Annotated in this window: 23 protein-coding genes and 1 pseudogene; 16 read left to right on the top strand and 8 right to left on the bottom strand. The window is 70.4% G+C overall.

Annotated features, from left to right (window positions below; translation table 11 throughout):
- Positions 1 to 35: 35 nt before the first annotated feature.
- Positions 36 to 1,037: pseudogene (locus tag ACFVJS_RS09865) on the top strand (acyltransferase family protein); the annotation flags it as partial.
- Entirely contained in the window at positions 1,029 to 2,111 is a 1,083-nt protein-coding gene (locus tag ACFVJS_RS09860; RefSeq protein ID WP_378878910.1) for an SGNH hydrolase domain-containing protein, read from the top strand. The pseudogene ACFVJS_RS09865 and the gene ACFVJS_RS09860, both read left to right, overlap by 9 nt.
- On the opposite strand, the gene ACFVJS_RS09855 is transcribed toward ACFVJS_RS09860, so the two are convergent.
- The 3 genes from ACFVJS_RS09855 to ACFVJS_RS09845 form a co-directional block, all read right to left on the bottom strand.
- Positions 2,108 to 3,403: an MFS transporter gene (locus ACFVJS_RS09855; RefSeq protein ID WP_378878896.1), complete on the bottom strand. Its 1,296-nt coding sequence runs from the start codon at positions 3,401 to 3,403 to the stop codon at positions 2,108 to 2,110. The genes ACFVJS_RS09860 and ACFVJS_RS09855 overlap by 4 nt on opposite strands.
- A gap of 162 nt (positions 3,404 to 3,565) precedes the next feature.
- Entirely contained in the window at positions 3,566 to 4,489 is a 924-nt protein-coding gene (locus tag ACFVJS_RS09850) for a serine hydrolase (RefSeq protein ID WP_378878894.1), read from the bottom strand.
- Positions 4,486 to 5,364 carry a LysR family transcriptional regulator gene (locus ACFVJS_RS09845; protein WP_378878892.1) on the bottom strand — a complete coding sequence of 293 codons (879 nt, stop codon included), beginning with the start codon at positions 5,362 to 5,364 and terminating at the stop codon, positions 4,486 to 4,488. Before ACFVJS_RS09845 ends, ACFVJS_RS09850 begins: the two co-directional genes overlap by 4 nt.
- A gap of 107 nt (positions 5,365 to 5,471) precedes the next feature.
- Here ACFVJS_RS09845 and bla point away from each other — a divergent pair, with 107 nt between their 5' ends.
- Positions 5,472 to 6,350: a class A beta-lactamase gene (gene bla / locus ACFVJS_RS09840; RefSeq protein ID WP_378878890.1), complete on the top strand. Its 879-nt coding sequence runs from the start codon at positions 5,472 to 5,474 to the stop codon at positions 6,348 to 6,350.
- 108 nt (positions 6,351 to 6,458) lie between these two features.
- Here the strand turns inward: bla and ACFVJS_RS09835 are convergent, their stop codons facing one another.
- Positions 6,459 to 7,340, bottom strand: coding sequence for an SDR family oxidoreductase (locus ACFVJS_RS09835; protein ID WP_378878888.1), 882 nt, complete (start codon positions 7,338 to 7,340; stop codon positions 6,459 to 6,461).
- 112 nt (positions 7,341 to 7,452) lie between these two features.
- On the opposite strand from ACFVJS_RS09835, the gene ACFVJS_RS09830 reads away from it, so the two are divergent.
- Genes ACFVJS_RS09830 through yidC form a run of 5 tightly spaced genes read left to right on the top strand, consistent with a single transcriptional unit; the run spans position 7,453 to position 11,042 of the window.
- Positions 7,453 to 8,196 carry an enoyl-CoA hydratase family protein gene (locus ACFVJS_RS09830; RefSeq protein WP_378878886.1) on the top strand — a complete coding sequence of 248 codons (744 nt, stop codon included), beginning with the start codon at positions 7,453 to 7,455 and terminating at the stop codon, positions 8,194 to 8,196.
- Complete coding sequence (locus ACFVJS_RS09825; RefSeq protein ID WP_378878884.1) at positions 8,193 to 9,263, top strand: NAD(P)H-dependent flavin oxidoreductase; 1,071 nt, start codon at positions 8,193 to 8,195, stop codon at positions 9,261 to 9,263. The genes ACFVJS_RS09830 and ACFVJS_RS09825 overlap by 4 nt, the downstream gene beginning before the upstream one ends.
- Positions 9,264 to 9,279: 16 nt before the next feature.
- A complete protein-coding gene (locus tag ACFVJS_RS09820) occupies positions 9,280 to 9,849 on the top strand; it encodes a GNAT family N-acetyltransferase (protein WP_378878882.1) in 570 nt (189 codons plus the stop codon).
- 35 nt (positions 9,850 to 9,884) lie between these two features.
- The gene (locus tag ACFVJS_RS09815; protein ID WP_378878880.1) at positions 9,885 to 10,172 is read left to right on the top strand and encodes a hypothetical protein; all 288 of its coding nucleotides are present in this window, start codon (positions 9,885 to 9,887) and stop codon (positions 10,170 to 10,172) included.
- 57 nt (positions 10,173 to 10,229) lie between these two features.
- Positions 10,230 to 11,042, top strand: coding sequence for a membrane protein insertase YidC (yidC, locus tag ACFVJS_RS09810; RefSeq protein WP_378878878.1), 813 nt, complete (start codon positions 10,230 to 10,232; stop codon positions 11,040 to 11,042).
- A 67-nt stretch (positions 11,043 to 11,109) separates the two neighbouring features.
- On the opposite strand, the gene ACFVJS_RS09805 is transcribed toward yidC, so the two are convergent.
- The 3 genes from ACFVJS_RS09805 to ACFVJS_RS09795 are packed head-to-tail and all read right to left on the bottom strand — an operon-like array spanning position 11,110 to position 14,244.
- On the bottom strand, positions 11,110 to 12,258 hold the full coding sequence (locus ACFVJS_RS09805; RefSeq protein WP_378878877.1) for an acetyl-CoA C-acetyltransferase: 1,149 nt from the start codon (positions 12,256 to 12,258) through the stop codon (positions 11,110 to 11,112).
- Between the two features lie 16 nt (positions 12,259 to 12,274).
- Positions 12,275 to 13,069: an SDR family oxidoreductase gene (locus ACFVJS_RS09800; RefSeq protein ID WP_378878875.1), complete on the bottom strand. Its 795-nt coding sequence runs from the start codon at positions 13,067 to 13,069 to the stop codon at positions 12,275 to 12,277.
- A complete protein-coding gene (locus tag ACFVJS_RS09795) occupies positions 13,066 to 14,244 on the bottom strand; it encodes an acyl-CoA dehydrogenase family protein (protein ID WP_378878873.1) in 1,179 nt (392 codons plus the stop codon). Before ACFVJS_RS09795 ends, ACFVJS_RS09800 begins: the two co-directional genes overlap by 4 nt.
- A 47-nt stretch (positions 14,245 to 14,291) precedes the next feature.
- Here ACFVJS_RS09795 and ACFVJS_RS09790 point away from each other — a divergent pair, with 47 nt between their 5' ends.
- From ACFVJS_RS09790 to ACFVJS_RS09765, 6 genes are all read left to right on the top strand, one after another.
- On the top strand, positions 14,292 to 15,122 hold the full coding sequence (locus tag ACFVJS_RS09790; RefSeq protein ID WP_378878871.1) for an enoyl-CoA hydratase: 831 nt from the start codon (positions 14,292 to 14,294) through the stop codon (positions 15,120 to 15,122).
- A 124-nt stretch (positions 15,123 to 15,246) separates the two neighbouring features.
- Positions 15,247 to 16,392: an acyl-CoA dehydrogenase family protein gene (locus tag ACFVJS_RS09785; RefSeq protein ID WP_378878869.1), complete on the top strand. Its 1,146-nt coding sequence runs from the start codon at positions 15,247 to 15,249 to the stop codon at positions 16,390 to 16,392.
- On the top strand, positions 16,389 to 17,351 hold the full coding sequence (locus ACFVJS_RS09780; protein ID WP_378878867.1) for an acyl-CoA dehydrogenase family protein: 963 nt from the start codon (positions 16,389 to 16,391) through the stop codon (positions 17,349 to 17,351). The genes ACFVJS_RS09785 and ACFVJS_RS09780 overlap by 4 nt, the downstream gene beginning before the upstream one ends.
- Entirely contained in the window at positions 17,348 to 18,403 is a 1,056-nt protein-coding gene (locus ACFVJS_RS09775; protein ID WP_378878865.1) for an acyl-CoA dehydrogenase family protein, read from the top strand. The genes ACFVJS_RS09780 and ACFVJS_RS09775 overlap by 4 nt, the downstream gene beginning before the upstream one ends.
- Entirely contained in the window at positions 18,400 to 19,224 is an 825-nt protein-coding gene (locus tag ACFVJS_RS09770) for a CoA transferase subunit A (protein ID WP_378878863.1), read from the top strand. Before ACFVJS_RS09775 ends, ACFVJS_RS09770 begins: the two co-directional genes overlap by 4 nt.
- Positions 19,221 to 19,976 carry a CoA-transferase subunit beta gene (locus tag ACFVJS_RS09765; RefSeq protein ID WP_378878861.1) on the top strand — a complete coding sequence of 252 codons (756 nt, stop codon included), beginning with the start codon at positions 19,221 to 19,223 and terminating at the stop codon, positions 19,974 to 19,976. Before ACFVJS_RS09770 ends, ACFVJS_RS09765 begins: the two co-directional genes overlap by 4 nt.
- A 105-nt stretch (positions 19,977 to 20,081) precedes the next feature.
- Here ACFVJS_RS09765 and ACFVJS_RS09760 read toward each other — a convergent pair whose 3' ends face one another.
- On the bottom strand, positions 20,082 to 20,699 hold the full coding sequence (locus tag ACFVJS_RS09760; protein ID WP_378878859.1) for a TetR/AcrR family transcriptional regulator: 618 nt from the start codon (positions 20,697 to 20,699) through the stop codon (positions 20,082 to 20,084).
- 46 nt (positions 20,700 to 20,745) lie between these two features.
- Between ACFVJS_RS09760 and ACFVJS_RS09755 the strand changes: the two genes are divergently transcribed.
- Positions 20,746 to 22,284, top strand: a complete 1,539-nt coding sequence (locus ACFVJS_RS09755; protein ID WP_378878857.1) for an AMP-binding protein — start codon at positions 20,746 to 20,748, stop codon at positions 22,282 to 22,284.
- 68 nt (positions 22,285 to 22,352) lie between these two features.
- A partial coding sequence (locus tag ACFVJS_RS09750; RefSeq protein ID WP_378878855.1) for an N-acetylmuramoyl-L-alanine amidase occupies positions 22,353 to 23,915 on the top strand: 1,563 nt, incomplete at its 3' end.

The raw sequence follows: 23,915 nt of genomic DNA, 5'->3' as shown, positions 1-23,915 counted from the left end.
TCCCCCGGGTCACCGGCCGCCCTTACCGTGACCCGATGCCGCAGCCGCCGTCGTCTCAGCGCATCGCCGAGATCCACGGGCTGCGGGGCCTGGCGCTGGCGCTCGTGGTGGTGTTCCACCTCTTCGGCAACGGCCGGGTCTCCGGCGGCGTCGACGTCTTCTTGGCGCTGACCGGCTTCCTCGTCACCCGGTCGCTGGTCCGCCGGGTCACCTCCTCGGAGCTCCACCTGGCCGACCACTACGGGCGTACGTTCCTGCGGCTCTCGGCTCCCATGCTGGTCGTGCTCGCCGGGACGGCGGTGCTGATGGTGGCGGTCATGCCCCGGACGATGTGGAGCTCGACGCTGCGGGAGATCGCTGCATCGGCTGCGTACGTCCTGAACTGGGAGATGATCCGGTCCCAGCTCGCCTACGGGGCCGCCGGGCCGAGCGCGAGCCCGCTGCAGCACTTCTGGTCGCTGGCGGTGCAGGGGCAGTTCCTGCTGGTCTGGCCGCTGGTCGTGGTCGTCCTCGGGGCTTGGGCCCGGCGCGGGCTCCGGCTCGTGATGGCGGTCGTGGTGGCGGTGGCGACGGTCGCCTCCTTCGTCTTCGCGTGGCGGCTCGGGGCGACCGACCAGCAGGTGGCGTACTTCCACTCCTGGGCGCGCTTCTGGGAGCTCGGCGTGGGCGCGCTGCTCGCGCTCGGGCTCGACCTGCTCCGTCCGCGTGGAGGGGCGCGGCCGGTGCTCGCCTGGCTCGGACTGGCGCTCGTCGCGAGCTCGGGGTTCGTGCTCGACGGCGCTGCGCTCTTCCCCGGTCCGTGGGCGCTGTGGCCGGTCGGCGGGGCGCTGCTGGTCGTGCTCGGCTCCGGGTCTTCGTCCCGTTGGGGGCCGCAGCGGCTGCTCGCGATGAGGCCGCTGCGGTTCGTCGCCGACATCTCCTTCCCGCTCTACCTGTGGCACTGGCCGCTGCTGGTGGCCTGGCTGAGCTGGACGTACGCGACCCGCACGAGCCTGGTCGCCGCGGCCGTCGTCCTGTCCGGCTCGACGGTGCTGGCCTGGCTCACCCATCGGTACGTGGAGCGGCCGGTCACCAGGATCGGGGCGCCGTTCACCGGCGTGGTGCGACTGGTGACGGTTCCCGCGGTGCTCGCCCTGGTCGTGGGCGGCACGCTGGTCGTCACCGGCGAGGTGGAGCGCCAGGACGCCGCCCGCAAGGCGGCGGCGGTCCAGGCTGCCGAGCGCTACGCGGGCTGCATCGGGGCCGCCGCGCTCGATCCAGCGCTCACCGACTGCGAACGCCCGTCGACGCTGATCGACGCCAGCCTGGGCTACCAGGCGCCGGACGGGTCGGCCTGCTGGTCCAACAAGGAGCGACCGGTCGAGCTGAAGGTGTGCACGCTCGGCCCGAAGACCGGCTACACCCGACGGCTGCTCGCCATCGGCGACTCCCACAACCACCAGTTCGTGCCCGCCTACCGCGCCATCGCCGAGAGCCGCGGCTGGCGCATCGACGTGGCCGGCCGGGCCGGATGCCACTGGAACGCCCGGGACCGGGTCGGCACGCCCGCGGCGAGTGTCGAGCTGTGCGACCGGTGGAAGGAGAAGCTGGCGGCGTACATCGCCTCGGAGGAGGGGATCGATGCGTATGTCGTGGTCCACTCCAGCCTGGTGAGCGTGGAGGCCTCGCCCGGCGAGAGCGAGGTCGAGGCGCTCAGCCGCGGGATGGCCGAGGCGTGGGCCACCAGGCCGGACCCGTCGGTCCCGGTGATCGCGGTCCAGGACTCGCCCATCTTCGAGGCCAGCAGCGCGCTCTTCGCACGGGTGGTCCAGCCGTGCATCGACGACCACGGGCCGGCCGCCTCGGCCGAGTGCGCGCGAAGCCGCGCCAGGGTCGTACGCGACGACGGGAGCCTGGGCGCCACCCGGCTGGCCGAGAACGCCCATCACGTCGACCTCACCTCCTACTTCTGCGGGAAGAAGCGGTGCTCCCCCGTCGTCGGGAACCTGGAGGTCTATCTCGACGGCTTCCACATCTCTCCGCTCTACGCGGAGACGCTGGCGCCCTACCTCGGCGACCGGATCGCCCGGATCCTGAGCCGATCCCCGAGCCGATCCCCGGGTTCGAACTAGGCGGCGGCCGGCTCGGGCTCGTTCTCGCGCGGGAAGTGGGTCTCCTTGAAACGTACGGCCATCCGGGTCGACGGCCCCATCGCGGCCGCCGCAGCGACGATGATCGCGCCGATCACGATCCAGCCGGCACCGCTGTAGAACTCGGGGTGCCAGCCCATCGCGAGGAAGGTGAACAGGGCCGGCGCCCAGGCGCCGCCGAGCTGGCGGCCGATGCCGGCCACACCCTCGTACTCACCTCGTCGGTCGGGGTCCATGAGCTCGGCCTGGAAGGCCCAGCCGGCGGAGCCGATGGCCAGCTCGGCGCCGGTGACGGCCACGTGGCCGACCCAGACCAGGAAGATGGTGAGGATGCCGCGGGTGTCGTGGGTGACCAGCGTGATCGCGCAGGCGGCGACGAAGAACCCACTGCTCCACCAGACGCGCCGCAACGCGTCCCGGACGCTGTGGACGCCCTTGGAGGTGTAGGCCGGGAGGATGATGCACAGCACCGTGTTGGTCGCGAAGAGCCAGGCCAGCAGCCAGCGCGGCGAGTCGGTGTATTCGACCAGCCACAGCGGGATCACGGTGTGCAGCAGCACCTGGTTGGTCCACAGCGTGCCGGTGAACGTGGTCACCAGCAGCCAGCCGACGTTGCGCAGGGCGCCTGGGCCGGGCAGCTTCTCGGTGACCTCGCCGGCCGCGCGGCGCTCCTCGTGGGGAGCCGTCGGCAGCCGGGTGACCCAGACCGAGTTGGCGATCCCGATGGCCAGCGCGAAGAACGGCACGCCCCACTTGAGCACCGCGTCGGTGTCCAGCGCGAGCGCGACGCCGGCGATCAGGGCGCCGATGGTGAAGCCGAGGTTGAGGCTGGAGTACATAAACGCCTGGGTCTCGACCCGCTCCTTGTCGGGAAGGACGTCGAGGACGTACGCGTTGCGGCCGGCGCCGCCCGCGTTGTTGACGACCTCGAAGACGACGATGACGCAGAGGTAGGCCCAGAAGCCGTGGATGAACGGCATCGTGGCGAACAACAGCGCGCTGATCAGGGCACTGATCGCCCAGATCCTCTTCGGGCCGATGACGTCGGCCAGCCGGCCCATCGGGTAGGCGGTGAGGAAGCTTGCGATCCCGGCGACCGTCAGGCCGATGCCGATCTGCGCCGGGCTCAGCCCCACGAAGGCCACCAGGTAGAACGCGGCCGCGGTGTTGAACGTCCCGTCCCCTGCTGCGAAGAGCAACGACTGCGTCGCCAGACGCTTCGACAACGGCGTCGGCGGGATCAGGTTGGTGAGGAAACCGGGCAGGGCGGGCACCGGCCAATTGGATCACCGGGAGGGAGTGGCTGCCATCTGGTTATTTGCCGAAGCGTCGGCCCGGTCGGCCGAAGCGTCAGCCCCGTCGATCGAGGTGGCACAGGGATGCCATCTCGGCCGACGGGAGTGACGACTCGGCCGACGTACCTGACGCCTCGGCTCTCAGGGGCGGCGGGAGGCGAGGGCGTCGACGGCGTCGCGGGCGGTGGCCGCGATGGCCAGATCGACGTCGTTCTGGATCCTGGCGGTGCGGTCGGAGTCGGTGAGTGCGGCGATGGCGACGCGGCCGCCGGGATGGGTGACGACGGCGATCTCGTGGCGCAGGGTGAGGAAGCCGCCGGTCTTGCCGGCGCGCTGGATGTCATCGGCGAGGAGCTCCGCCGCGATCCGGTGGGTGAAGACCTGCTTGCCCATCAGGCGTCGCACCATCTCGGTCGCCTCGGGCTTGGCGACCTCGTCCCGCCAGACGCGCTCGAGCAGGTCGACGCAGGCGCGCGGCGAGCCGACCGTGGCGCGCTCGACGTCGAGGGAGTCGATGACGTGCCGGCCACCCGGACGCCGGCCCTCGACCGCGAGCTGGGTGGCGAGGGCGAAGTCGGGACCGGCGACACGGGTGGCGTAGTCGTACATCGGCTGCATCCGGTGCCGCACGCGCAGCCCCTCCACGCCCCATTCGGCGAGCTGCTCGTCGACCTCCCGCGGCGGGACCATCGCGAAGAGAGCGTCTGCGGCGGCGTTGTCGCTGAGGGCGAGCATCATCAGCATCAGGTCGGCGACCGAGCAGGTCGCGTCGTGGGTGAAGGCCGAGAGGCCATACGGCCCGTAGCTCCGCTCCGCCGCGGGCAACGTCACCATCGTGGCGCCGTCGATCTCACCGCGGGCGATCCGGTCCGCGACGACGAGGGCCAGCGGCACCTTGGCCACCGACGCCAGCGGCATCGGCCGGTCGACACCGACACCGACCTCGAGGCCGGTGTCGATGTCGCGGGCCAGGAACACCGCCCGGACCCGGAGGTCCCGGAACCGCTCCGCGGCGTTCTCGGCGAGGTCGATCAGGCCTCGGTCGCTGCCGGCCAGCGGGCTCATTCGGCACCTGCTTCCGGGGCGCCGACGCATGCGCCGAGCAGGGCCAGCGCCTGCTCCCGCACCGGCCCGGCGGCCAGTGGCACGGGCACCGGGGGTTGTTCGACCAGCCGGTGGCCGCGGCGTACCGGGTCGACGAAGGGCGACCAGCTCAGCCCGTACGTCACCGCCTCGTGCCGCGCGCAGATGAGAGTTCCGCGGCCCGCCAGGGTCTCGGCGACCGCGAGCCGGTGCGGCGCGCGGCGCAGAGCCGCAGGTCCGATGCCGGCCCGGTCCGCCTGGCGTCGCAGGCGGTCGCCGGGATCGTCGAGGTCTCGTGGGAGAGCCAGGAGCTGCGTACGGTCTCGTGCTCCGGCTCGGCGGGGGCGGAGCGCGCTCAGGGACACCGGGCCCGTCGCGGTGCCGGAGGCGGCGGGAGCGGTCGCTGCGCCGAGCGGGGTGACCCAGGTAGCCGCGCCGGGGTCGCACGCCTCGACCGTCCAGGCCGCCGACTCGGGGGGCTCGTCGGTCGTGGTCGCGAGGCGTACGTCGACGCCGTCCTCCTCCAGCAGCGCGACCAACCCGGCCAACGGGGCGGGGTCGCAGCCGGACGGCACCGCGACCACGAAGGGCTCCCGGTCGTGCCGGCGGATGCTCCGCAGCAGATGGTCGGCCTGATCGATCAGGTGCCGGGCCCGCGGCAGCAGCGCCGCCCCCGCCGGGGTGAGCGCGATCTGGCGCCGGCTGCGGTCGAGCAGCTCCACGCCGAGCTCGCGCTCGAGGGCCCGCAGCCGACGGCTGAGCAGCGGCTGGTCGACACCCAGCTCCAGGGCGGCCTCGGAGACGCTCATCTCGTCCGCGACCGCGGTGAAGCCGCGCAGGTGAAGCAGTAGGTCCACGCGTACAGGATGGCTGATCGCCGCCACCTCGTCGCATGTCGACGATGCATACGTCCATGCCGGATCGTCCTTGGACGCCGTCGCGGCAGCGGGGTCACGATGCCCGCATGACTCACCCGATCCTCAGCCGCCGCACCCTCCTGGGCGGAGCCGCCACGGCGGCCGCCGTCGCCGCGACCGGAGCCGGCAGCTCCCATGCGTACGCCGCCGACAGCCCCTCGATCGCCGCCCTGGAGCAGAAGCACCAGCGTCATCTCGGCGTCTGGGCGAAGAACATGTGGACCGGACGCGTGATCGAGCACCGCGCCGACGAGCGCTTCCCGATGCTGTCGACCTTCAAGACGCTGCTCGTGGCGGCGATCCTGCGTGACCTGCCCGCGCGTACGCTCCAGCAGCGTCTGACCTGGGACGACGCCTACGTCGTCGTCAACTCGCCGGTCACCTCGCTCACGACGCGCAACGGACTCACCGTGGCCCAGCTCGCCGAGGCGACGATGACACGGTCGGACAACACCGCGGCCAACGAGCTGCTCCACCTGATCGGTGGCCCCGCCGGGGTCACCCGGTTCGCCCGGTCGCTCGGCGACACCGTCAGCCGGCTCGACCGCTGGGAGCCCGACCTCAACAGCGCGATCCCGGGCGACCCGCGCGACACCACCTCGCCGCGCGCGATCGCCCAGACGTACACCAAGCTGGTGCTCGGCGACGCCCTCGGCGGTGCGGACCGAGATCAGCTGCTCACCTGGATGCTCGCCAACCAGTCGACCGTCAGCCGGTTCGGTGCCGGGGTTCCGGCCCGCTGGCGGCTCGCCGACAAGACCGGCGGTGGCGACTACGCCTCGCGCAACGACGTCGGTGTCACCTGGACCCCCGACGGCGCCCCGATCGTCATCGCCGCCCTCACCCGCTCCGACGATCCCGCCGCCGTGCCGCTCGACAAGCCGCTCGCGGACATCGCTGAGGCGGTGTGTGGGGAGCTCGGCTGAGTCGTTGGGATACCCGGTTAACCGGTGAAACCTGCACTTCTCTGGCGTTGCATTGCCCGAGAAGTGCAGGAATACCCTGTTAACCGGGTATTCCTGGGGCTGGTGTGACTAGCTCCCGTACACCTTCTCCGGCACCGGCGCCTGCGCGAGCAGCTTGCGGAGCGCCGGACCGACGTCGGCGGCATCCCAACGGGCTCCGGCGTCGGCGGAGGGGCCATGGGCCCAGCCGTTCTCGACGGTCATCTGCGGACCGTCGATCTCGATGACCCGCCCGGTGACGTCGCGGGCATCCTCGGAGGCGAGCCAGGCGACGACCGGCGAGTTGTCCTCGGGAAGCGCCATCGCGGAAGTGTCGAAGGCGCCTTCGGTCATCCGGGTCTTGGCGACCGGCGCGATCGCGTTGACGGTCACGCCGTAGCGGGCCATCTCGGCGGCGGCGACGAGGGTGAGCCCGGCGATGCCAGCCTTGGCGGCGGAGTAGGTGCCCTGCCCGATCGAACCCTGCAGGCCCGCACCGGAGGAGGTGTTGATCACCCGCGCCTCCCGCTGACGGCCGGCCTTCGACTCCGCCCGCCAGTACGCACCCGCGTGCCGCAGCGTCGCGAAGTGGCCCTTCAGGTGCACCCGGATGACCGCGTCCCACTCCTCCTCGGAGGTGTTGACGATCATCCGGTCGCGTACGAAGCCGGCGTTGTTGACGAGGATGTCCAGACCCCCGTACGTCTCGATGGCCTGTCGCACCATCGCCTCTGCCGCCACGAAGTCGGCGACATCGGCGGCGTTGGCAACCGCCTCCCCACCTGCGGCGACGATCTCTGCGACGACCTGGTCCGCGGGCGACTCGCCGGTGCCCTCGCCCGCGAGCGAGACGCCGAAGTCGTTGACGACCACCTTCGCTCCGTGGCGGGCGAGCTCGAGCGCGTGCGCCCGACCGATCCCCCGCCCCGCCCCGGTGACGATCGCGATCCGGCCGTCCAAGAGTCCGGTCATGTGAGTGCTCCCTGCGTCGATACGTACGTCGGTCTTGCCAGCGTGAACCAAGCAACTGCTAGGCTACCAAGCAATCGCTAGGTTAGGCAGTGCGGATTGAGGAGCAGCGGCCATGGGCATCTCCACTGAGATCACCGACGAGCAGATCGCCGTCGTCACGATGAACCACCCGCCGGTGAACGCGCTGCCGGTCAAGGGCTGGTTCGAGGTCGCCGAGGCGGTCACGGCCGCCGCCGAGCAGGGCGCCCGGGTCGTGATCCTGCGTGCGGAGGGCAAGGGCTTCAACGCCGGCGTCGACATCAAGGAGATGCAGCAGATCGAGGGGTTCGAGGGCATCCTCGGCGCCAACCGCGGCTGCTACGCGGCCTTCAAGGCGATCTACGAGTGCCCGGTCCCGGTCATCGCCGCGGTCAACGGCTTCTGCCTCGGCGGAGGTGTCGGGCTGGTCGGCAACGCGGACACGATCGTGGCCAGCGACGACGCCTACTTCGGCGTACCCGAGGTCGACCGCGGAGCCCTCGGCGCCGCCACCCACCTGAGCCGACTGGTGCCCCAGCACATGCTGCGTACGCTCTACTTCACCGCCCAGACCGTCACCGCCCAGCGCCTCCACGAGCTCGGTTCGGTCCACGCAGTCGTTTCCCGCGACGACCTGGATGACAAGGCTCTCGAGATCGCCAGAGAGATCGCGACGAAGGACCCGCAGGTCATCCGCGCCGCCAAGGCCGCGCTCAACGGCATCGACCCGGTCGACGTGAACGCCTCCTACCGCTTCGAGCAGGGCTTCACCTTCGAGCTCAACCTGGCCGGCGTCGCCGACGAGCGCCGCGACGCCTTCGTGAAGGAGGGCCGATGACAACCGCCCCGACTTTCCACACAAAGCTGACCGAGCTGACCGGCGTCGACCATCCGATCGTGCAGACCGGCATGGGCTGGGTCGCCGGCCCGCGTCTCGTCTCGGCCACCGCCAACGCGGGCGCGCTCGGCATCCTGGCCTCGGCCACGATGACCCTCGACGAGCTCGAGGAGGCGATCGTCGAGGTCAAAGGGCGCACCGACAGGCCCTTCGGTGTCAACCTCCGCGCCGACGCCTCCGACGCCCCCGACCGCTGCCGGCTGCTCATCGAGCACGACGTCAAGGTCGCGAGCTTCGCCCTCGCGCCCAAGCCCGAGCTGATCAGCAGGCTCAAGGAGCACGACATCGTCGTGATGCCGTCGATCGGCGCGGCCAAGCACGCCAAGAAGGTGGCGGGCTGGGGCGCCGACCTGGTGATGATCCAGGGTGGCGAGGGCGGCGGCCACACCGGCGCGGTCCCGACCACCCTGCTCCTGCCGAGCGTCCTGGATGCCGTCGACATCCCGGTCGTCGCGGCGGGCGGCTTCTTCGACGGCCGAGGGCTGGCCGCGGCCCTCTCCTACGGTGCGGCGGGCATCGGCATGGGCACGCGGTTCCTGCTCACCGCCGACTCGGCGGTCCCCGAGGACGTACGTCGCCGCTATCTCGAGTTCGGCCTCGACGGCACCGTCGTGACCACCAAGGCCGACGGCATGCCTCACCGTCTGCTCCGGACCGAGTTCATCGACACGCTCGAGAAGGAGGGCGTCACCGCGAAACTGCTGCGCACCATCAAACGCACCCGGCAGTTCAAGGAGATGTCCGGCCTGCCCTGGCGGACACTCATCAAGGACGGTCGCAACATGGTCCACGGCGGCGACCGCACCTGGGCCGAGGTCGTCCTGGCCGCCAACACCCCGATGCTGCTCCGTGCCGGTCTCGTCGAGGGCGACACCGATGCCGGGATGCTCTCCAGCGGCCAGGTCGTCGGCCTCCTCGACGACCTGCCCACCTGCGAGGAGCTCGTCGATCGCATCGTCACCCAGGCCGTGGACCGCCTCAAACATGTGGACGCGACCCGGGCCTGAGCAGCAGGCTGGCCCCATGACCATCGAGGTTCGCCCGGCGACCGTGTTCGAGGACGTACGCACCCTGGTCGGCCCCAAGCGTCCCGACGCCAGCGTGTGCTGGTGCCTGAGCTACCGCATCCCGTCGAAGCTCAACAACGAGCTGCGCGGTCCGGAGCGCGGTGAATACGTCCGTACGCTGCTCGAGCAGGGGCCGCTGGGGGTGCTCGCCTACGACGGCGACGAGCCTGTCGGCTGGGCCGCGATCGCACCCCGCGCCGACACCTCCTTCGCCCGCAACCGCAAGATCCCCCACGTCGACGACCTCCCGGTCTGGGCGCTGTGGTGCATCCGGGTCCGGCCGGGTCACCGCGGCCAGGGCATCTCGCACACGCTCATCGAGGGTGCCGTCGACTTCGCCCGCGACCACGGCGCGCCGGCCGTCGAGGCCTACCCGCTCGACAGCCAGGGTGCGAAGGTGGACCTGACGATGGCGTACGTCGGGATCCGCAAGAACTTCGAGGCGGCCGGCTTCACCTGGGCCGCCGACACGACCTCAGTCCTCGCCGGACACCCGCGCGTCCTGATGCGGCACAACCTGAGCTGACCGGCCGGTTGGGTCCGATCGGTAGAGTGTGGGTCGTGAACACCGAGACGAGCCGCGTACGCATCGCGCTCGTCGCGCTTTTCACGCTGATGCTCCCGGCGCTGATGAGCGTCGACCCCGAGCAGGCGCTGCTGACCATCGCCGTCTCGACCGCGCTCGCCGCCGTCGCGGTCGGCGCCGTCCACAACGTCGGCGCGTTCGCGCTGGTCAGGGCACGTTCGACGGCCCCGCGCGACGCCTCCGACGGACCTCACCACCTCGCCGCCCGGGTCACCGACCCGGTGTGCTCCCCGCGCCGTCCGCGCGCTCCTGAGCAGGTCTGACAACTCGCCCCACCGGCGAGCCCGTCAGCCCTACCCACTCACCTCAGGAGCACACCCATGTCCGTCCTCGCCCCGTTGTCGCACGCCCTCGCCGCCGCCCTCGCCGGCGCCCACCACGTCCTGGCCTTCGTCGGCCCCAACGTCAGCTGGCTGCTGGCCATCGCCGCCGTCGTGGTGCTGGTCAGGCTCGTCCTGCTGCCGCTCACGATCCGCGGCGTACGCCACGCCCACGCCTCCGCCCGGGCCCGCCCACAGCTCCAGGAGCTGACGAAGAGGTACCAGAAGCAGGCCGCGAAGGGCAGCCCGAGCCAGGCCGACGTGATGGCGATGATGGAGGAGCGCCGGAAGATCAACGAGGAGCACGGCGTACCCCGCTTCGCCATGCTCGCCGCCTTCGCCCAGCTGCCGATCTTCCTGGCGCTCTACCACCTGCTCTCCGACGTCAGCCGGAGCAACGCGGTCGGCGCGATGAACGACTCATTGGTCCACTCGCTCGGCGCAGCGACCTTCCTCGGCACACCGTTGACCGGCCACGGCTACCTCTCCGGCGACACGACCCACGTCGTGATCACCCTCGCCCTCGCCGCCACCGCCGCCGCGGTCAGCTACCTCAGCCAGCGGCTGTGGGTCCTGCCCAACATGGTCCGCGCCGACATGCCCGAGTCGATGCTGCGGATCCAGGAGCTCATGCCGGTCATCTCCGCCGGCGGCATGCTCCTCGCGGGCAGCACCGTCCCCCTCGCCCTACTCGTCTACTGGGTCATCAGCGGCCTGTGGACCGCCGGCCAGGTCGCGGTCATCCACCGCTGGTTCCCCACCCCCGGCTCCCCCGCCGCCGAGCGCCGAACGCTCAGGTTGCAGCCGGCCTGACCAACGAGCCGGGAGTTGTGAAGCTGAGAGTGGCCTATAGGTCACTCTCAGCTTCACGACCTCGACGTCAGAGCCGCTCGATGATGGTGACGTTCGCCTGACCGCCGCCCTCGCACATGGTCTGCAGGCCGTAGCGGCCGCCGGTGCGCTCGAGCTCGTTGAGGAGGGTCGTCATCAGCCGGGTGCCGGTGGCGCCGATGGGGTGACCGAGGGCGATGCCGCCGCCGTTGACGTTCACCTTCTCGTGCGGGACGTCGAGCTCCTTCATCCACGCCAGGACGACGGAGGCGAAGGCCTCGTTGCACTCGAACAGGTCGATGTCGTCGACCGTCAGGCCGGTCTTGGCCAGGGCGTACCGGGTGGCCTCGATCGGGCCGGTGAGCATCCAGACCGGGTCGTCACCGCGGACCGAGAGATGATGGATCCGGGCTCGCGGGGTCAGACCGAAGGTGCGTACGGCCGATGCCGAGGCCACCAGCAGCGCCGAGGAGGCGTCGCAGATCTGGGAGGCGACAGCCGCGGTGATCCGGCCGCCGGGGGCGAGCGGCTCCAGCGCGGCCATCTTCTCGAGCGACGTCTCTCGCGGGCACTGATCCGTGTCGAAGTCGCCCACCGGCACGATCTCCCGGTCGAACCGACCCTCCGCGATCGCGGTCTTCGCCCGCTGGTGGGAGGCCAGCGCGTAGGCCTCCATGTCCTCGCGCGAGATGTCCCACTTCTCGGCGATCATCTCGGCGGAGCGGAACTGGGAGACCTCTTGGTCGCCGTAGCGCTTCACCCAGCCGGGCGACTCGGCGAACGGGGTGGTGAACCCGTACTCGGCGCCCACCAGCATCGCCGCCGAGATCGGGATCTGCGACATGTTCTGCAGGCCCCCGGCCACCACCAGGTCCTGCGTACCGGACATGACGCCCTGCGCCGCGAAGTGCACCGCCTGCTGCGAGGAGCCGCACTGCCGGTCGATGGTCACCCCGGGTACGTGGTCGGGCAGCCCGGCCACCAGCCAGGCCGTCCGCGCGACGTCACCGGCCTGGCCGCCGATGGTGTCGCAGCAGCCCATGATCACGTCGTCGACGGCCCCGGGGTCGATCCCGGTGCGGTCGACGAGCGCGGCCAGGGAGTGGGCGCCGAGATCAGCGGGATGGATCCCGGCGAGCGCCCCGCCTCGCTTCCCCACGGGCGTACGAACCGCATCGACGATGAAGGCCTCAGGCATCGGGGGATCCTCTCGATCAGGCGTGCTGGCTGGAGACGGACACGACCTCGCCGGTCATGTAGGACGAGTAGTCGCTGGCCAGGAAGACCATGACGTTGGCGACCTCCCAGGGCTCGGCGGCGCGACCGAACGCCTCGCGGCCCTTGAGCTCGACGAGGAGCTCGGGCGAGGTGACCTTCTCCAGGAACGGGTGCATCGCCAGCGACGGCGAGACCGCGTTGACCCGGATGCCGTGCGGCGCGAAGTCGGCGGCGGCGGACCGGGTCAGCGCCATCACCCCGGCCTTGGCAGCGGCGTAGTGCGCCTGTCCCTCCTGCGCCCGCCAGCCGATCACGGAGGCGTTGTTGACGATCACTCCGCGCTTCCCGGCCGCCACGAACCGCTGCCCGACCGCCCGGATGCACCGGAACGTCCCGGTCAGGGTGATGTCGAGAACCTTCGACCACTGCTCGTCGGTCATCTCCAGCACCGAGGCGGTCCCGCCGAGGCCGGCGTTGTTGATCATCACATCGACGCCACCGAAGGGCTCGGCCGCGTCGAGCAGCGCCTGGACCTGGTCCTCCTGGGTGACGTCGCAGGTCACGGCGGTGAGCCGGTCTGCCCCGAACTCCTCCCCGAGCGCATCGACGGACTCCTTGAGGCGCCGCTCGTGGGTGTCGGACATGACGACCGCCTTCGCACCCTCCTCGAGCACCTTGCGCACCACCGCGGCTCCGATGCCCGCACCGGCGGCCGCGGTCACGACGACGACCCGGCCGTCCAGGAGCGAGTGGCCGGGGACGTACGCGGGGGTGGGCTGTTCGGGCTTCATGCGCGGGCCTCTCGTGGCAGGCCGAGGACGCGCTCGGCGATGATGTTCCGTTGGATCTCGTCCGAGCCGCCGTAGATCGTGTCGGCACGGGAGAAGAGGTAGAGGGACTGCAGCCGGTCGAGGGCGTAGTCCTCGCCGGTGGTCAGTCCGGTGAGCCCGACGACGTCCATCGCCAGCTCGCCGAGGTCGCGGTGCCACCGGGCCCAGAGCAGCTTGGAGACGCTCGCCTCGGGGCCCGAGGAGCCGGAGTCGTACGCCGAGAGCGTCCGCAGCGCATGCAGCCGGAGCACCTCCAGCCCGACATGGGCCTGACTGAGTCGCGCGGCGATGCCGGGGTCGTCGATCGTGCCGTTCGCCCGCGCCGCCTCCTCGACCGTCTCCAGCTCACGCGCGAAGCCAACCTGCTGGCCGATCGTGGAGACCCCGCGCTCGAATCCGAGGGTCGCCATCGCGACCTTCCAGCCGTCGCCGGGCTCGCCGACCACCAGGTCGGCTGCGGTCTCCGCGCCGTCGAAGAAGACCTCGTTGAACTCCGAGGTGCCGGTGAGCTGCTGGATCGGGCGTACGTCGACGCCGGGCTGCGCCATCGGCACCAGCAGGTAGGACAGCCCGTGGTGGCGCTCGGAGCCGGGCGTCGTGCGGCACACCACGAAGCACCAGTCGGAGAGGTGGGCGTTCGACGTCCACACCTTCTGCCCGTCGACGACCCACCGCTCGCCGTCGAGCCGGGCACGGGTGCGCACCGAGGCCAGGTCGGAGCCGGCGCCGGGCTCGGAGTAGCCCTGGCACCACAGCTCCTCGACCGCGACGATCTTCGGGAGGAACCGCTCCTGCTGAGCAGGTGTGCCATGGGCGATCAGGGTGGGGCCGAGCAGCTCCTCGCCGAGGTGGTTCACGCGCACCGGGGCATCCGCCCGGGCGTACTCCTCGTGGAAGATCACCTGCTGCCACAGGGGCAGGCCGCGCCCGCCGTGCTCCTCGGGCCAGCCCAGACACGTCCAGCCGTGCGACGCCAGGTAGCGATTCCACGCCAGCCTGCCCTCGTACGACTCGTGGTCGCGCCCGTTGCCGCCGGTGCCGCGCAGCGCGGCCCACTCGCCGACCAGGTGGTCGGCGAGCCACTCACGCACCTCGGCACGGAACGCCTCGTCCTCGGCGGAGTAGGTCAGGTCCATGCCGGACAACCTACCAAACCAAGCACTTGTTTGGTAGCGTCTGCGCCATGAGTGAGGACGTCGTGACGTACGAGACCCACGGGCCCGTAGCGGTGGTGCGGCTGAACCGACCCGAATACCGCAACGCGCAGAACTCGAAGGTGACCTACGCACTCGACGCGGCCTTCACCCGAGCGACCAACGACGACGAGATCAAGGTGATCGTCCTCGGCGGCAACGGCAAGCACTTCTGCGCCGGCCACGACATCGGCACCCCAGGACGCGACATCGACGAGAGCTTCGAGCGCAAGGCCGTGATGTGGTGGGACCACGTCGGCAAGGAGGGCGTCGACTCCCGCTTCGCGCGCGAGTCCGAGGTCTACCTCGGCATGTGCCGCCGCTGGCGCGAGATCCCGAAGCCGACGATCGCGATGGTGCAGGGCGCCTGCATCGCGGGTGGCCTGATGCTGGCCTGGTCCTGCGACTTCATCGTCGCCTCCGACGACGCCTTCTTCTCCGACCCGGTGGTCAAGATGGGCATCCCGGGCGTCGAGTACTTCGCCCACCCGTGGGTCACCAACCCCCGCGCCGCCAAGGAGATGCTCTTCACCGGCGGCCGCTTCTCGGCCTCGCAGGCGGAAGCCTGGGGGATGGTCAACCATGTCGTGCCTCGCGACGACCTCGAGACCGAGACGCTCGCGCTGGCCGGAAAGATCGCGGAGATGCCACGCCTGGGTCTGGCGCTGGCCAAGAAGGCGGTCAACCAGGCCGAGGACCTGATGGGCATGCGCGCCGGGATGGACTCTGTCTTCGGCCTCCACCACGCCGCCCACGCCCACAACGCCGAGGTCGGCAAGGACTCGCTCGCGGGGATGGACGCGAGGTCGATGAAGTCGTGAAGCCCGAGCATGGCCTGATGCGGCCGACGAGCACCGATGTAACACGTCGTTCGTCGGACTACTCGCCCGTTCAGAACGACCGGATAGTCCGACGAACGACGTGTTACAGCGAACGAGGAGCGCGATGAGCACCTTGGAGTTCACCGAGGCCGAGGAGGCCTTCCGGCTCGAGGCCCGCGAGTGGCTCGCCGCCAACAACCCCGGCCGGCTGCCGTCGATGGACACCGCTGAGGGCGCCGCAGCCCACCGCGAGTGGGAACGCACCCTGGCCTCCGGCCGCTGGTCGGTCGTCACCTGGCCCGAGGCGTACGGCGGCCGCGACGCGTCGCTGACCGAGTGGGTCATCTTCGAGGAGGAGTACTACCTCGCCGGCGCCCCCACGCGGATCAGCCAGAACGGCATCTCGCTGCTCGCCCCGATCATCTTCGGCCACGGGACCGAGTCGCAGAAGGAGCGCTACCTGCGCGACATGACCGACGGCACCCTGGTCTGGGCACAGGCCTGGTCCGAGCCCGAGGCGGGGTCCGACCTCGCCTCGCTCCGTGCGACCGCCACCCGCGTCGAGGGCGGCTGGAAGCTCAACGGCCAGAAGACCTGGAGCAGCCGGGCGCCCTTCGCCGACCGCGGCTTCGGCCTGTTCCGGAGCGACCCGGAGGCCGAACGGCACCGGGGCCTGACGTACTTCCTCTTTCCGCTCGACGCCGACGGCGTCACGGTCCGGCCGATCGACCAGCTCGACGGCACACCGGGGTTCGCGGAGATCTTCTTCGACGACGTCTTCGTACCCGACGAGGACGTGCTCGGCGGGGTCGGAGACGGTTGGAAGGTCGCCATGTCCACCGCGGGCAACGAGCGCGGTCTGTCGCTGCGTTCGCCCGGGCGGTTCTGTGCGGCGGCGGACCGATTGGTCGAGCTGTATCGCTCGCACGGTCTCGGCAAGGGCGGCCACCGGGGATTCGGCGACCAGGTCGTCGATGCCTGGATCGGAGCGGAGGCCTACCGCCTCTACACCTGGGGAACCGTCACCCACGTCGAGGCCGGCGGCTCGGTCGGCGCCGAGGGCTCGATCAACAAGCTGTGGTGGTCCGAGCTCGACCTCTCGCTGCACGAGACCGCCCTGTCCCTGCTCGGCGCGGACGCGGAGCTCTCCGGTCGGTGGCTCGACGACTACCTCTTCTCCTTGTCCGGCCCCATCTACGCCGGCACCAACCAGATCCAGCGCAACATCGTCGCCGAGCGCGTACTCGGCCTGCCGAGGGGTGGCCGATGAGATTCGGACGTACGCCGGAGCAGCACGCCTTCTCCGAAGCACTCGACGACCTCCTCGGTGCCGCCGACGTCCCGTCGGCCTCGCGCGCCTGGGCGGCCGGTGACCACTCGGCTGGGCTCAAGCTCTGGCAGCGGCTCGCCGAGCTCGGTGTCATGGGGCTGCTGGTGCCGGAGGAGCTCGGCGGCATGGGAGCGACCCCGACAGACCTGACGGTCGCCCTCGAGCGGCTCGGCTACCACGGGGTCCCGGGGCCGTGGATCGAGTCGGTCGCGGTCGCGCCGCGGCTGCTCGCGGACACGCCGGACGCGGACCTGCTCGAGCGGGTCGCCGCGGGTGAGGCGCTGGTGTCCGTGGCCACGGGATCACGAGCCCTCGATGCCGACGTCGCCGAGCGGACCTATGCGCTGGGTGCGACTCTGCGCCGAGCGGAACCCGGCTCCGAGCAGCGGTCGGTCGACCCGACCCGGCGGCTCTTCGACGTCACCGCCGGCGAGGAGGTCTCCACGATCGACTCGGCGCCGGCGCTCGAGCTCGGCACGCTCGCCTGCTCGGCCCAGCTCCTCGGCGCGGGACTGAGGCTCCTCGACGACTCGGTCGCCTACGTGAAGCAACGGACTCAGTTCGGGCGACCGATCGGCGAGTTCCAGGCGGTCAAGCACCTGCTCGCCGACGTACGCGTCGCCCTGGACTTCGCAGCCCCGCTGGTGCACAACGCAGCCGTCGAGCTCGACGCCGACGCCCCGACAGCGGCCCGAGCGGTGTCGGCCGCGAAGGTCGCCGCCGGCGATGCGGCGTACCTCGCCTCACGCACCGCGCTCCAGGTCCACGGCGCGATCGGCTACACCCGCGAGTTCGACCTGAGCCTGTGGATCCTCAAGGTGCGCGCGCTGGTCGGCGCCTGGGGCATTCCGGCCGAGCACCGGGCGCGGATCCTCGAGTCGCTGATGGAGGCGCGATGAGGTTCGCGCTCACCGAGGAGCAGTCCGACCTGGTCGCGACCGTGCACACGCTGATCGGCAAGCGGGCCAGGTCGATGGATCTGCGGGCGGCGATCAGCACGCCCGAGGGCTATGACACCACCCTGTGGCAGACGCTCGCCGAGCAGATCGGCGTCACCGCGCTCGCGATCCCGGAAACATACGGCGGTATCGGCTGTTCCTACCTGGAAGCCCACCTGGTCCTGGAAGAGCTCGGCGCCACCCTCACGCCTTCCCCGATGGTCGGCAGCGTGCTGGCCAGCGAGGTAGTCCAGGGAGTTTCCGTCGGTCTACCGACGGGTAACGGACGGAAACTCCCTGGACTATCCGAGCCTGCCGCTCAACTCCTGACCGACATCGCCGACGGGACCCGGCTTGTCACGGCCGCGACCGCCGGCCTGTCGGGGGTCCGGATCTCCGCGTCCGGGGATCGGTTGACCGGCACGATCCCGACCGTCTTGGATGCGCCCGCCGCCGACACGATTCTCATCGTCGTCGAGGACCAGCTCTTCGCGCTCGACCGGACAGCGCCGGGATGCACGGTCACCACCACGCCGACACTCGACCCCACGCTCCGGCTGGGAGAGATCCGACTCGCAGACGCGCGGGCCACCCGGCTCGGCAGCATCGACCCGGCGTACGTCACCACCGTCGGCGCGACCATGATGACCGCTCTCCAGGCCGGCGCAGCGCGCGAGGCGCTGGAGCGTACGGTCGCCTATCTCAAGGAACGCCACCAGTTCGGTCGACCGCTCGGCTCCTTCCAGGCGCTCAAGCACCGCTGCGCCGACCTGCTGGTCCAGGTCGAGACCGCGCGGACGATGAGCTGGGCGGCGGCCTGGGAGCTGACCCAGCCCGCGCCCGATCGACGTCTCATCCAGGCTGCCAAGACCTGGTGCTCCGACGCGTTCTCGCAGGTCGCGGCCGAGATGATCCAGCTCCACGGTGGTGTGGCGATCACCTGGGAGCACGACGCCCATCTCTACTTCAAGCGCGCCCACGCCACCGCCCAGCTCTTCCGAGGAGACACGTGAACAAGACCCCCATCGACAAGACGCTGCCGCTGTCCGACGTCACCAGAAAGCTCGAGTCCGGGATGACCATCGGCATCGGCGGCTGGGGCTCGCGCCGCAAGCCGATGGCGCTGGTCAAGGAGATCCTCCGCAGCGACATCACCGACCTGACCGTGGTCGCGTTCGGCGGCCCCGACGTCGGCCTGCTCGCCCGCGCCGGAAAGATCCGCAAGCTGGTCTACGGCTTCGTCAGCCTCGACTCGATCCCGCTCGACCCGAACTTCACCCGGGCTCGCGAGCGGGGCGAGATCCCGGAGACGAGCGAGTACGACGAGGGCATGTTCGTCGCCGGTCTGCGAGCAGGAGCGAATCGGCTCAGCTTCCAGCCCATCCGGGCCGGCCTCGGCAGCGACGTGATGGCGATGAACCCCGACCTCGAGACGGTGAAGTCGCCCTACGACGAGGAGGAGTACGTCGCCGTCCCCGGCCTCCGCCTCGACGTCTCGCTCATCCACCTCAACCGCGCCGACGCGGCCGGCAACGGGCAGTACCTCGGCCCCGACCCCTACTTCGACGACCTCTTCGCGATGGCCGCCGACACCACGATCATGTCGGTCGAGCAGATCGTCTCCACCGACGACCTCACCGCCAAGGCCCCGCCGCAGACCCTCCTGGTCCCCCGGATCTTCGTCAACCACGTCGTCGAGGCCCCCGGCGGTGCCCACTTCACCAGTTGCGATCCCGACTACGGCCGCGACGAGGAGTTCCAGAAGGCGTACGTGGCCGCGGCCAAGGCCGAATCCGATGAGCAGTGGACCGAGTTCGAGGAGCGCTACCTGTGACGACCCAGACCATCACTCGCGCCGATTTCTGCGTCGTCGCCGTCTCGGACGCCTTCAAGGGCTCCGGCGAGGTGCTCGCCCACGCCGTCGGGATCGTCCCGGCCATCGGCGTACGTCTGGCCAAGGCCACCCACACCCCCGAGCTCGCCCTCAGCGACGGCGAGGCCTTCATGATGGCCGAAGCCCCACCGCTGCTGAAGACCGCGGCGGCCGGCGGCACCCCGGAGGCGTGGGTGCCGTTCCGCAACATCTTCGACATCGTCGCCAGCGGCCGCCGGCACTCGATGATGGGCGCCAGCCAGATCGACCGCTACGGCAACCAGAACATCTCCTCTATCGGCGACTGGCGACAGCCGAAGCGCCAGCTGATCGGCGTACGCGGCGCGCCGGGCAACACCGTCAACCACCGTGTCGACTACTGGGTCGCCAAGCACTCCGCCCGGGTCTTCGTCGACCGCGTCGACGTCGCCAGCGGCGTCGGCAACGACCGCGCGGTCGGCACCGCCGGCCGCTTCCACGACCTCGGCGTCATCGTCACCAACCTCGGCGTCTTCGGCTACGACGAGTCCGGGCTCATCAAGGTCGACTCGATCCACCCCGGCGTGACCCCCGAGGAACTGCAGGACGCCACCGGGTTCCCGATCGACGCCACCGACGCTCCCCTCACCCGCGAGCCCACCACCGAGGAGCTGAAGATCATCGCCGCGGAAGACCCCAAGGGCCTGCGCCATCGCGAGGTGCCCGAACCCTGAGACACCCCGGGCAACTGGACTGGCACTTCATCGGGTTGATGGGTGTTTCAGTGCCCGTCAACTCCAGGGATACCCGGTCGACCGGGTATCCCTAGGACAGACCCGCTACGCGAGGATCCCCGCGTGGAGCAGCTTCAGATACTGCTCCGAGAGCGTCTCAGGGGTGTGCCGCCCGCCCGGTCGATACCAGGAGACCGTGGACCAGACGCCGTCACGGATGAACCGGTAGGTCAGCGCGGCGTCGAGCGAGGCCTGGAAGACGCCCGAGGCCTGGCCGGCCTCGATGACCCGGATCCAGAGCGCCTCGTTGTCACGGGAGCGCTCGGCGACGAACTCGAAGCCCTCGACGGTCGCCAGGAAGGACGCCTCGTTCTGGTAGAGCGCGACGGCGAGACGCTCGTTGTGGATCGTCCGGAACGACTCCGCGATGAGCCCGTCCAGGTCGGCCTGCGGGTCGACGCCGGACTCGACGATCTCGGTGAACCGAGCGTTGAGGCCGTCGAGGAAGCCCGACAGCACCTCGGTCAGCATCGCCTCCTTGGAGCGGAAGTGATGGTAGAGCGAGCCCGAGAGGATCCCCGCGGCGTCCGCGATGTCGCGTACGGTCGTCTGGGAGAAACCCTTGGTCGCGAACATCTCGGCCGCCAGCGTGAGCAGCTCGGCTCGCCTCGATGACCCCGACGCCGTCCCCCGCCTTCTCGGCGCAACCCCCGTGTCAGTCATGGACGAAGCCTACCAAACAAGCAATTGCTCAACTACGCTTGCCCGGGTGACCCCGCGCACGATCCCCGCCCTGCTCGAGAAGGCCAAGCAGACGTACGCCGACCACCCGGCGATCGTCGACGGCCCCACGACGCTCACCTACACCGAGCTCGCCGACGCGGCGGAGAAGGCCGCGCGTGCCTTCCTCGCCAGCGGCGTACGCAGCGGCGACCGAGTCGCGATCTGGGCGCCCAACCGCTGGGAGTTCCCGGTCGCGGTCCTCGGCGCGCAGACGATCGGGGCGGCCGTGGTGCCGCTGAACACTCGCTACCGGGGCCATGAGGCGCGCGAGATCCTCGAGCGGTCCCGCGCGACCGCACTGATCACCGTCAACGGCTTCCTCGGCACCGACTACGTCCAGATGCTCCACGACGCCGGCCCGCTCCCGGAGCATCTGCTCACCGTCGTCGACCTGGCGACCGGCTGGGACGAGTTCCTGGCGCGAGGCGACGACACGACCGACAAGCGTCTCTCGGACGCCAAGGCGACCGTCACCCCCGACACCCTCGCCGACCTGCTGTTCACCTCCGGCACCACCGGCAAGCCGAAGGGCGTGATGAGCGCTCAGCGCCAGACGATCGGCGTCGCCGACGTGTGGGCGCGCGGCGCCACACTCTCCCCGCAGGACCGCTACGCCATCGTCAACCCGTTCTTCCACGGCTTCGGCTACAAGGCGGGCTTCATCGCCGCATTCACCGCGGGCAGCACGGTCTACCCGATCGCGACCTACGACCCGACTCAGGCGCTGCAGCTGATCCAGGACGAGCGGATCACCGTCCTCCCCGGCGCTCCGACGATCTTCACCACACTGATCAACCACGACGACCTCGAGGCCTACGACATCTCGAGCCTGCGGTTCGCGATCGCCGGCGCTGCCAGCGTCCCGGAGACCCTCTTCGCCGATATGCGCAACATCCTCGGGATCGACGAGGTGAAGGGGGCGTACGGGCTGACCGAGTGCATGGTCGCCACCACCACCCGCCCCGGCGAGGACCCCGAGCACGTGGCCAAGGTGGTCGGGCCCGCGGTCGAGGGGCTGGAGATCCGCACCGTCACCGCGGCCGGCACGGACGCGGAGCCGGGCGAGGACGGCGAGGTCTGGATCCGCGGCGACAACGTCATGCTCGGCTACTTCGAGAATCCCGAGGCCACCGCCGAGGCGATCGACGAGGACGGCTGGCTCCACACCGGCGACGTCGGCCACCTCGACGAGCACGGCTGCCTGAAGATCACCGATCGGATCAAGGACATGTTCACCGTCGGCGGCTTCAACGTCTACCCGGCCGAGGTCGAGAACACCCTCGCCGCTCACCCCGGCATCGTCGAGGCCGCGGTCATCGGCGTCCCCGACGCGCGGCTCGGCCAGGTGGGCAAGGCCTTCGTCGTCCTGCACGACCACGACCTCACCGCCGACGCCATCGCGACCTGGATCAAGGACCGCCTGGCCAACTACAAGCAGCCGAGGACGTACGTGCTGGTCGACAGCCTCCCGCGCAACGCCAGCGGCAAGGTGCTGAAGACGGACCTGCGAAACCCCCCAAAATAGGTGACACCCCACGGGGCGGGGGTATAAGTTTCCGAGGCCCGTCTTGACTTTCCCCCACGGAGGCTTCGATGCCCCGACGCGCCAAGATCGCGTCCATCTCCGGCACCACCCTCGTTCTCGGCGTGGCTGCAGTGGCCATCCCGCTGACGCTGAACTCCGCCACCGCCGAGCCGACCACGTCCGGCCCGCTCGCGGCGTTCGACGCCGCGAACAGGGAGCCGTCCACCCTCCCCGCCGGCCCGGTCGAGGCCCACGTCGAGGAGGTCGCGCTGACGACCTCGACCGGCAAGGCGACCGAGCACGCGACGAAGGTCGACAAGCCGCGCAGCAACGTCATCAAGAGCGACCCGCAGGACGCCACCGGCTTCGCCGTCATCGGTGTGACCTGGTCCGATGCCTCCGCGTCAGAAGACGTACGCCCCGAGGTCCGCACGCTGAAGGACGGGGTGTGGTCGTCGTGGAGCCCGATGGTCGTCGACATCGAGGACCACGGCCCGGACGCCGGCACCGCGGAGGCGAAGAGTGTCCGCCCGGGCACCGACGAGTTCCTGGCCGGGCACGTCGACCAGGTGCAGACCCGGATCATCGTCCCCGACACCGCCGAGATCCCCGGCGACCTCGCGCTCGCGGTGATCGAGCCGGGCAAGCCTTCGGACACGGTCGAGGAGCTTCCCGAGATCCAGACCGACAAGGACAAGCCCCGGGCGGCCAGCGTCCACAACGGCAGCAAGGACTCCGAGCTCAACCTGGTCGCGTCCAGCTACACCTCGAGCCCGACGATCTTCAGCCGTGCGCAGTGGGGCGCCGACGAGACGCTCCGCGAGCAGACGGCCCCGAGCTATCGCATGATCCACGGCGGTTTCGTCCACCACACCGCGGGCACCAACGACTACACCGAGGCTCACGTCCCCGCCATCATCCGGGGCATCTACGAGTTCCACGTGAAGACCCGCGGCTACCGCGACGTCGGCTACAACTTCTTCGTCGACAAGTTCGGTCGCATCTGGGAGGGACGCCACGGCGGCGTCGCGATGCCGGTCGAGGGCGCCCACACCAGCGGCTACAACTACGACAGCTTCGGCGCCTCGGCCCTCGGCTGCTTCGACACGGTCACGGCCGGCTGTCCTGACGACGCCGGCGCGACGCAGAACCAGCCCACGGACGCGATGATCCAGGCGTACGGCTCTCTCTACGCCTGGAAGCTCTCGCTCCACGGCGTCACCGCCAACGCCACCAACGTGACCCTGACCAAGACCGACGGCACCAAGACGACGTTCCCGCACGCGATCAACGGCCACCGCGACGCGGGCACCACCGTCTGCCCGGGGGCCAACCTCCAGGCAAAGCTTCCCCAGATCCGTACGCTGGCCGCCGGTCTCCAGAAGAGCTGGAGCGGCCGCGACCTGGAGTCCCACATCGCCGGCACCAGCCACTCCGACTTCGTGGCCCGACGGGCCTCCGACGGCCGGGTCTTCACGCTGCGTACGGGCGGCTTCGCCGGGTTCAACTCGACCAGGACGTCCTCGACGGTCGGCAGCACCGCACTCCGGCCGGAAGATCCAGGTCTGGTGCACCAACGACTACCTCGGCATGAGCCAGCATCCGGACGTGATCCAGGCGCAGATCGACTC

The sequence above is a fragment of the Nocardioides sp. NPDC057772 genome (assembly GCF_042798075.1).
Lineage (GTDB): Bacteria > Actinomycetota > Actinomycetes > Propionibacteriales > Nocardioidaceae > Nocardioides.
The sequence above is the reverse complement of the archived record's forward strand: the minus strand, read 5'-3'. Positions and strand labels throughout refer to the sequence as shown.